Source organism: Rhodoferax sp. GW821-FHT07G04 (assembly GCF_059418585.1).
The window spans coordinates 1-746 of sequence record NZ_JBWKQD010000030.1; the positions used below are offsets into that span (position 1 = coordinate 1).

A 746-nucleotide genomic window follows, 5' to 3' on the forward strand; every position below is an offset into this window, starting at 1 on the left:
AGTGCGCCCACAATCACCTTGAACACCTCGGTGGGCACGGTGGCGGCCGGATCGCCTGTTACCTTGACGGCCAATGTGGCTAGCTTGAAACCGCTGAGCGCGATTACTGCAGTAGATGGCGTCACTTTGGTGGATAACACCGTAACAGCCACAGCAACCCCGAGCTGGAACGCCTCCATTCGCAGCACGGATGGCTATACAGGTGGAGCGAGCGTGAGCTTCAAGGTCCCAACCTCTGCGGCCACAATGGTGGGGCTGAATACCGATCCAACCACAGACAGTAGCTATACCAGCATCGACTATTGCCTCCATACCACTGGAGGTAGTCTGTATGCTTTTGCGAGTGGATCCAACCTTGCAAGCCTGGGATCCTACGTTGCCAGCGACACGCTGAGCGTGACCTACGATGGCACCAACGTCCGCTATCTTAAAAATGGCGTTGCCTTGTATACGGTGGCTGCCAACATTACGCAGAAGCTGTACCTTGATTCGTCATTTGCTACCAGCGGAACCCTGCTAACAGACCTGCAATTCAAGAACGGCGCCGGCGTCAACGCCCAAACCGATCTGAGCAACGTTCCCACGGGCACAGTCAACTTCTTCAGCGGTCAGACCTACCTGGGCCAGGCCAACGTCGTCAACGGCGTTGCCAGCCTGACCACCAGCGCACTGACCACCACCGGCACGGCCGCCATCAGCGCCAGCTACAGCGGCGACGCCAGCAACGCCAGCACCGGCTCGGCCAT

General features: G+C 58.4%; 1 protein-coding gene. It reads left to right on the forward strand.

All coding sequences use genetic code 11. From position 1 onward, the window contains the following. Positions 1-453 precede the first annotated feature (453 nt). Positions 454-746 (forward strand): Ig-like domain repeat protein (locus tag AC07OO_RS25570; RefSeq protein ID WP_495084995.1); only part of this gene is annotated, 293 nt, incomplete at its 3' end.